Here is a 7,644-nt window from a genome sequence, read left to right as displayed (position 1 = left end):
CGGGCAAAGCCCGTCGTCGCGCGGGTTGTCACGGAGTTTCTGCAATGGCCGGTGACTACGCATACCCGCCGGCAGCGTTTCACTGTCTTCGCCGGTCTCAGCCTCGGCCCGGCCACAGGCTATGCAAATCGCGTAGCCCGCGCCCCCGGGCCCCGAGGAGGTCACAAGCACCTTGCCTTCTCGGCTGGTCCGCAGCGCGCCGGTGGCGGGATCGCTGAGCGAGACCCATGGCGCGCCTGCCGCCGACACGCGGGCGCGGTCGGGCGGCACGAAGGCGAGGGTCTCGTAGGCTGCATGTGGCTTGCTGGTGCCGAGAAAGCCGGACGGCCGCAGCAGCTCCCCCCGCCGTGTCCCGCTGCCACAGTCGGGGCAGGTGTCGACGGGCAGGCGCGACAGTCCGAAGGCGTTGCAGGACGGACAGCGCCATAGCGTGCGCAGGTCCTCGACCGATCCTGGCTCGCTCCTGTTGCCCTAAGTCGGCAGGATGCCGTCGGAGCGGTGCACGAGCCCGTCGATGACCACCTCGGCCCCGGGCGAGTAATCCCGGATCGCCATGTCGAGCGGGCGCGAGGGACCGCTTTCGCCGCCCGTCCGCCCGACATGGTCGAAGGCGACCACATCGACGGGAAAGCCATAGGCCGGGGTGAAGCCACGGCGTGCGAGTTCGGAGATCATGAATTCTTCCCGCATCCGCTTTGCGCGCCGCATGTAGAAGCCATGAGCGGGGTCACGCTCCGGATGGGCATCTTGCGCAGTCAGGAGCTGCCCATACTCCGCCATCCAGCGCTCGCGCATCCGGTCGAACGCGTCCGCCGCGCGCTCGGTCACTGCGGCGTTGCCTTCGAGCACGGTTCCACGAACGAGGTTCTGAAGGGCCTCAGCCACGGCTAGGCTGTCGGCCCACTCTCCCTGCAGCGCGACGAGGAACCCTTCGGCCGGGCTGTCGGGGAGCCACGGCGAGACCGTATCGGGCGTCGCGCCGAAGAAGGTACCGATGCCCGTAGTCACCCTGATGCCGCCTTCGCCGCGCAGGTACATCCCGAGAAGGAGCGCGTTGACATGGCGCTGAATTAGGACAGGCCCGTCGAGCCGCACCGCCGGCGCGCGTACCGCGCCCTTCAATAGGCGCGCGGGTTCGCGAAACACCATGCGGTCGAGCGGGAGGTCTTTGCAGAAGGTGAATGCCAGGGCCCATGGCTCGCCCCGGCGCCCGGCTCGGCCGACCCGCTGGCGGTAGTTGGCAGGCGCCGGCGGCACGTTCGTGTTCACCACGAGGCCCACGTCGGGAATGTCGACGCCCATCTCCATGGTGGTGGAGCAGTTGAGGATGTTGATCCGTCCTTTCCTGAACGCTTCTTCATACGTCTGAAGGCTGGCCCGGTCGATCTGAGCGGAATGCTCCTGCGCCCGCAGGAAGGGCGCGAACTCAGCAATCCGGTCGTGTATGTCGGTCCAGTGGCCCCGCTTGCGGAGCGAAGCCACCCTCCCGTCCTCTTCGAGCCAGCGCCGGACCTCCGCCCGCGCCTCGGCCGTCAGCCCCGTAGGCGCTGCCCCTGGCAGGCGCGGCATGTCGACGGGAGTAGCCAGGGCCTCGGCCTCGATTGCGTTGAGCGAAACGCCGGCAGGCGCAAAGGGCAGAAGCCGCCAAGTCTGCGGGCATTGCCAGGCGCGGTCGAGCCGCGCGACCTCCGCTCGTCGAAGGTCTAGCCGCCATGCATAGGGGCCGGCCGCCCTCAGCAGGCGCGCGCTGCTAAAGGCCGTCCAGATCGCCGCGAGGACGGTGTCGACACGCCCCGCGTCTAGCGCGTTGTCGGGGGCACCGCCTGTCAGGCGGTAGAGCAGCCGCACTAGACTGCCACGCGTCGCGGCGGCAGTGGGAAAGCGGGACGGGCTGCGTACCGGGCTCTCGGCGTCAGGCGGCGTACCAGGCTCCATGACTGCCGAAAGCGCGCTGCGGGGCGAAATCCAGTGGCGCATGTCCACCGGATCCTGTGGCAGGTCGATGGCGAGGGTGGCGCGGAACACGATGTCCACCGCAGCATGGAGGACGTCCGCCCAGACCTTCGTATCGTGCCCGGCCTCGGCGAGCGGCGCCGGCACCTTGAGGCGCGCATGCTCCTCGAGCGCCGGGAAGACGAGCCGGGCGAGGCCCATGGTCTCGACGTTGTTTTGGAGCCGTGGCCGGCGGAAGAGTTCGCGGAACAGGAACAGTTCGGCGAGGTCGGCGGGCGTGTCGGCCAGATGCGCACCCCCGAGCGGGCGGCCGCGCCAAACCTCGGCGGCGAAGTCCGACAGTTCGGGGTTGGCAGCGAGGGTAGCGCGCAGATCGGTCCAGGAGATACGGCCGGCACCGTCGATCAGCGCAGCGAGCGCCTCCCGTTTCTCTTCGAGAAGGCCACGCAGCGACGGCACGGCAACGACCGCTTGTTCCAGCCCTTCGATCTCGGCCTGCAGCGCGGCCGCTCTAGCCGGATCGCCCCCGCCGGCCTCTTGCACGGCATGGGTGATCACGGCGCGGGTCAAGTTGCGCTCGGCCTCTTGCTGGAGCTTGGCCGAAAACCGCGCGGTGCCCTGCCGGCTGTCGGTAAAGGACAAGAGCCTCCGTCCGCCGAAGGGCGCCGCCCCCGCGCCCTCGACGCGCGGCACGGCCTCAAGGAGCACGGGCATCGCGTTACCCATCAGGAACGGTGCGCCGAAGGTCTGCGGCCGAACGCCGGTGCGTGGCTCGTGTGCGCGCGCGCAACAGGCCCGATCGGCATGCTCTTCGACGATCCGAAGCGTCGCAACAAGGTCACTTGGCTCAGGCCGGTTCAGCAACGCGCCATCCGTGAGCCGAACTGCGATGTCGTCCCCGCTATCCTGCGCGGGGCCGAGCAGAACCTCGCGTGACGGCGTCGCCGCAGCGCCCTCTTCGGGGCTTGGGTCGGGCTCGACATCGAGCACGTACTCGTCCTCGTCGTCACCCCTGCGGGCCTGCGTCAGGTATTCGTGGGCCCCTTGCGCGAAGCGTTCAGCGAGGAGCCAGGGTGTTCCGCACTCGTCGCAGGCGCCGACCTCGAAGACCGGCGCGCTGCAGGTACAGCGCTCTCGTTCCTCAAGATGCACCTGGCCGTATGGCCAGTCCGAGCCTTCGGTGGAAAGCGCCGGGTGGCGATCCGGGCATGCTGGGTCGATGCAGGCCCAGAGTCCGGCCTGCGCCCGGTGGAATACGTGGAGCCGCCACGGCGCGAGGCGGAGATCGGATCCGGGAGCACACGCCCGTGCCGCAGCCTCCAGAACCGCGAAAGCCTGATGCCGGGCCCCTCGATCGCCCGGATCCCCGAGCCCGAGGATCCCCGTCGCTCCGCCGAGCGTCAGCCCCCCGTCGCGCATCCGGGCGCGGGCGGCACGGATCCGAGGATCGGGCGCGAGCATCTGCCAGAGGCTCTCGTCTGGGACCGCCAGCGCCTCTCGGTCGAGCGCCGCTTGATCGCCTTCGGGCGGAAGATCGGGCTCCCGCTCCTCGCCGGCGATGATCTCAACGCGATCCTCCGGCACGCCGCCCAGGTCCGCCACGAAGCGGCGCAGCGCCGCCGCCGTTTCCTGTCCTTCGCCGATGGTGGCGGAGGTCGCAGCGAGACGAACGTCTTCCGGGGCGACCCCAAACGCCTCCCGCACCCGGCGCAGCAGCAGCGCCATCTCTGCCGCCTGCGCGCCGACGTAGCTGTGCGCCTCATCCAGCACGATCCAGCGCAGCGTGCCCTGCGAACGCTCGAGGATTGGTCCGTCCTGAGCCCGCATCAGCATGTATTCGAGCATCGTGGTGTTAGTGACGAGAATCGAGGGTGGATCCTCCCGCAGCCGCTTGCGGTCCGGCACCATCCCGCCGCCGGGCCATTCATGGGGTGGCAGCGTCTCTTTGAGATGTCTGTTGTAGAGCGCGTAGGTGATCCTACCCGACAGGGGCGCAATCCACTCGCCGAGCCGCTCGCGCTGGCTGTCGATCAGAGCGTTTAGCGGGTAGAGGACGATGGCCTGCACGCCCCGCCGCCGCCCGGCTGGCGACTGCCGCAGGAGGTCGTTTAGCATCGGCACCATGAAGCACTCGGTCTTGCCCGAGCCGGTGCCGCTGGTGACGAGAAAGCTCCGCCCCTCGGCCGCGGCGGTCCAGGCGCGCATCTGGTGGAGATAGGGCGCGTGCTCAGCGCCGTGCCGTGGCCATCGGCGGTTTGGCGCCCCGTCTAGTGCGGCCACCAGATCCTCTTCCAAAAGTCTACCTGCCAGATCGTTCAGCGTGCGGTCCGCGCGTTTCCAGACCCGCGCGGCCTCGAACACCGGGTCGGCGAGGAACGCGTCCGCCTGTCCTGGCTCGGCCCGCAGGCGCGCGGAAAGCGCGGTGCGCAGGGCGACCGAGCGGACACGTCCTTTGGCCACCACCGCCGACGCGGCGCGTTCCGCGACCCGATCCAGGACCTCGGCGTAGCCCGAGCGGTTGGTGTCGATGCCGTCCTTCATTCTGCCGTCTTCCCTTATTTCCGCGAAAGGCGCATTGCCTGCCAGGCCATCGCGGCCGGGAGCGCCAAGTCAAAATGGCTCGGGTCTAGGTGGATGCAGCGCAACAGCTGCACCCCGGTGCGGCCCTGCGGCGCTGCTCGCAGGCCGAAGGCGACCTCGGACACGAATAGCGGCGCCTCGATCAGGCCATTCACATGATCGGCAAAACGGACGAAGGCCGCAGGCTGCGCCGCCGCGCGCAGGTCGGGAAAGGAGAGGTCGCTCTCGCCGTGGCGCCGCACCGCCGCGTCTGCAAGCCGCAGAAGGGTCCCTTCAGGATCCCCGAACGCTGACGGCATACGCCCAAGCCAGTGCATGAGATCGGGGGGCGCCGCGAGCCTCGCCTCCATGAGGCCGAGCGCGAGATGCCCGTCCAGATCGGGGCGGAGCGTCAGGATCTCCCGCACGCGTCGCGCCATCTGCTCGCGCGCGAGCGTCTCGGCCCGCTCCGCCAGCGCGGGGATCGCAGCGAGGCTAGTGGTCAGGCTTGCCAGCTCCGACGCCACGGCCGCGCCCCAGTCCCGCGGCGCAACAAAAGCCCAGCGGCGTGCGCCGTGACGCTCAAGCTCCAGTCGGTCCGACAGGTCCGATACGTCGGCCCTCACGAGCAGACGCACGGCCACGGCCGACACTCGTTCAAGCGCCAGCACCTGGTCCAGCGCGGAAGGGCTCGCACCATGAGTCGTCAGGGCGTCTATGGCCCGCTCAAGCGCCATGATGTGCTGTACATCGACCCCGTCGCGGAATATCGCCGCATAGGCTTCGACTCGCGCTGCACGGGTGCGTCCGGTGCCGGCGGCATGCAGACGATCATCTTGATCGGTCGTCGCCTCTTGTCCGGCATCCGGCTCGACCACGAGCGGGCGGGGCGGGCGAAGCGGCTGTCCGTGTAGAGAGGGAAGGAAGAACCAGCGCCCTGGCCCGAGCACGTTTCCCATCGCCGCCGGCGGCGCGTTGGGAGCCGCGACCGCCGGCCCAGGCGCGTCGATGTTGATCGCCACCAGGTCGGGCAACGTCCGTTCATCACCCGGTGCGCCATGCGTTCGCAAGATCACCCCATCCTCGGTCAAATGGGTCTCGCCAAGGAACCGCCGCACTAGGAGTCGGGGCGACTCGTGCCCGTCGGCGAGCGCTCGAAGCCGAACCTCCGCGTCCGGCCCGCCATGGGAGAGCAAGTCGTCCACAAGGTCTCGAATGCTCGACAGGGGCGCCTCGCCGTGGACGCGGACGGCCAGCGGCGACGTTATGCCACCAAGACCGGGCGCGACCAGCCGCAGGCTAAGGTCGGTCTGGCCGACGTAGGCTGGCAGCACTTGCCAGTCGCGCAGATCGTGCAGCGTGATCTCGCGCTGTGTCTCAAGGATCGACCCGTCTGGCCCTGCCAGATAGGCCCGCGTGGCCGGGAGCGCGAGTTGCCAGTCCAGCGTCTCCGCCCCATCTGGCGCAGCGGCGCGCAGGCGGAGCCGCGCCTTGCGGACCCCGCCCGCGGGCAGCGGAACCTGGGCAGACCCAGCCTCATTGATCACCGCCGGCGTGGCGTCTTCCACCCGCAGGGCCCAGCCGGCAGGCAAGCCGGAGACGCTCAGCGCCTCGCCCCCGGCATCCATCGAGAAGCGCGCTGCCGGCGGCAGGATTCGTAGCCGGAGCCGTGCGCCCACGTTCCCGTCTTCTTCCGCGGCGACGTCGAGCGTGCCGAGGAAGCTCTCCTCCGGTGCTGATCGTCGCCAAGCGCCGCGCCCGCCGGAACGGTACAGACGGCGCCGAGTCGGAAGGGAGACGAACCCGTGCCCCGCCCGGCGCAGGGCGATGTCGGGTAGACCTCGGAACACTGGCACCCCTCGCCCGTCGCGCACCGTGCTGTCCTGTGCGCCGAAAGCGGCGATTTCGTCTCGCTCGGTGCGGTCCGCGCCCGTCTGGACCGCGAGTGACCAGTCGCGCACACCGATCCGCCCTTTGCCCTCAAGCCGCAGAAGCCGGCCCTCCGCGCTCTCGCCGCCCGGCTGGGCGACCAGACCCTCGCTGCAAGTCACCCGCGCATTCGCCCCCACGAGCGCCCAGACGAACGGGTCGTGGGTCCGCAGAGATGCGCTGCCGGCCCAGGCCAGCCGCCGCGCCGCGCCGTCGTCACCGCTTTCGGCCAACGTCCAGAGTGTCAGGCCCTCGGCTGGGTCGACCGCCCCTCCGCCGGGCAAGGAGACAGGTTGCAGCAGCCGGCCGTCAGCCATCGCCACCAGCTCAATCGGCGCCGACAGGGGGAAGGGGAAGCGGGCCGTCCGGCGTCCGCTGATCCTGGTCGCGCTCCAGCCGCCCTCCTCACGGTCGAGGGCTAGCATCAGGTCCGGGCAGGCCGCTGCCAGCGCGCCGGTCGGGGCGAGGCGCACGCGCCGATAGGCCGCATCGATACCGTCCATCAGACGCGCGGGCAGGCGGGTCGCTGGGGCGACGTCGACGAAGGCCCGCCAGGCGCCATCCTCATCACGCACCAGCTGGCGGCCCAACGGCTCATCGACCTCGCCGCCGGCCCGCACGGTCATCGCTTCGGCGAAGAGCGCACGGGCGGCATCCCCGTCGAAGCGTAGCGTAAGGCGCTCGCGCCAGGCCGGCTCCGCGCGGTCGAGCCAGCTCTCGACGTCGGCGGCGGCCAAATCGCGCGGTGCCCGGCCGCGCAAGTCGACAAGCTCGCGAGCGAACTGCACGAAAAGACCGTGGAACTCCTCGGTGCGATAGCCCATCGGCAGACGTTCCGCGCGTCTCCGGGCGAAGGCCAGCGCCTGCTCCTCTGGACAGCCTGCGCCGAAGCGCTCCAGATCGGCGACGAGGCCGACGAGCGCCGCACGATAGCCGCCTTCGTTCGCCAGAAGCCTCACAGGAAGCCCGCCCTCGGCGGCGAGCGTACGCAGGTACTGCACGCCCGCATCGCTGCTGCGGGGCGGCGGGCGACGCAGCTTCCGCAGTCCTCTGGCTGTTAGGTCACGCAGTGTAGCTTGGTCGAGACTGAGGCCGAGCTCATCCGTGAGGAAAGCCCAGGAGAAGGATCCGCCGGCGAAATTCCGTCGATAGTGCTCTGCTGCCCATAGGACGAAGGCCGCGGCCGTTTCACCGTCCCTCGAT

Annotated in this window: 3 protein-coding genes; all 3 read right to left on the bottom strand. The window is 69.9% G+C overall.

What is annotated here, in order from left to right:
- On the bottom strand, positions 1-270 hold a 270-nt coding region (locus tag ACE3Q8_RS23025; RefSeq protein ID WP_374473240.1), incomplete at its 3' end, for a hypothetical protein.
- 201 nt (positions 271-471) lie between these two features.
- Positions 472-4,494: a DEAD/DEAH box helicase gene (locus ACE3Q8_RS23020; RefSeq protein ID WP_374473238.1), complete on the bottom strand. Its 4,023-nt coding sequence runs from the start codon at positions 4,492-4,494 to the stop codon at positions 472-474.
- A gap of 14 nt (positions 4,495-4,508) precedes the next feature.
- The coding region (locus ACE3Q8_RS23015) for an STY4851/ECs_5259 family protein (protein ID WP_374473236.1) at positions 4,509-7,644 on the bottom strand (3,136 nt) is incomplete at its 5' end.

Origin of the sequence: Phenylobacterium sp., assembly GCF_041913825.1 — a bacterium.
Classification (GTDB): Bacteria; Pseudomonadota; Alphaproteobacteria; order Caulobacterales; family Caulobacteraceae; genus Phenylobacterium.
The sequence above is the reverse complement of the archived record's forward strand: the minus strand, read 5'-3'. Positions and strand labels throughout refer to the sequence as shown.

Coding starts and splice junctions, on each gene's coding strand:
- ACE3Q8_RS23020 (WP_374473238.1), bottom strand. CDS start 4,494: ATGAAGGACGGCATCGACACCAACCGCTCGGGCTACGCCGAGGTCCTG.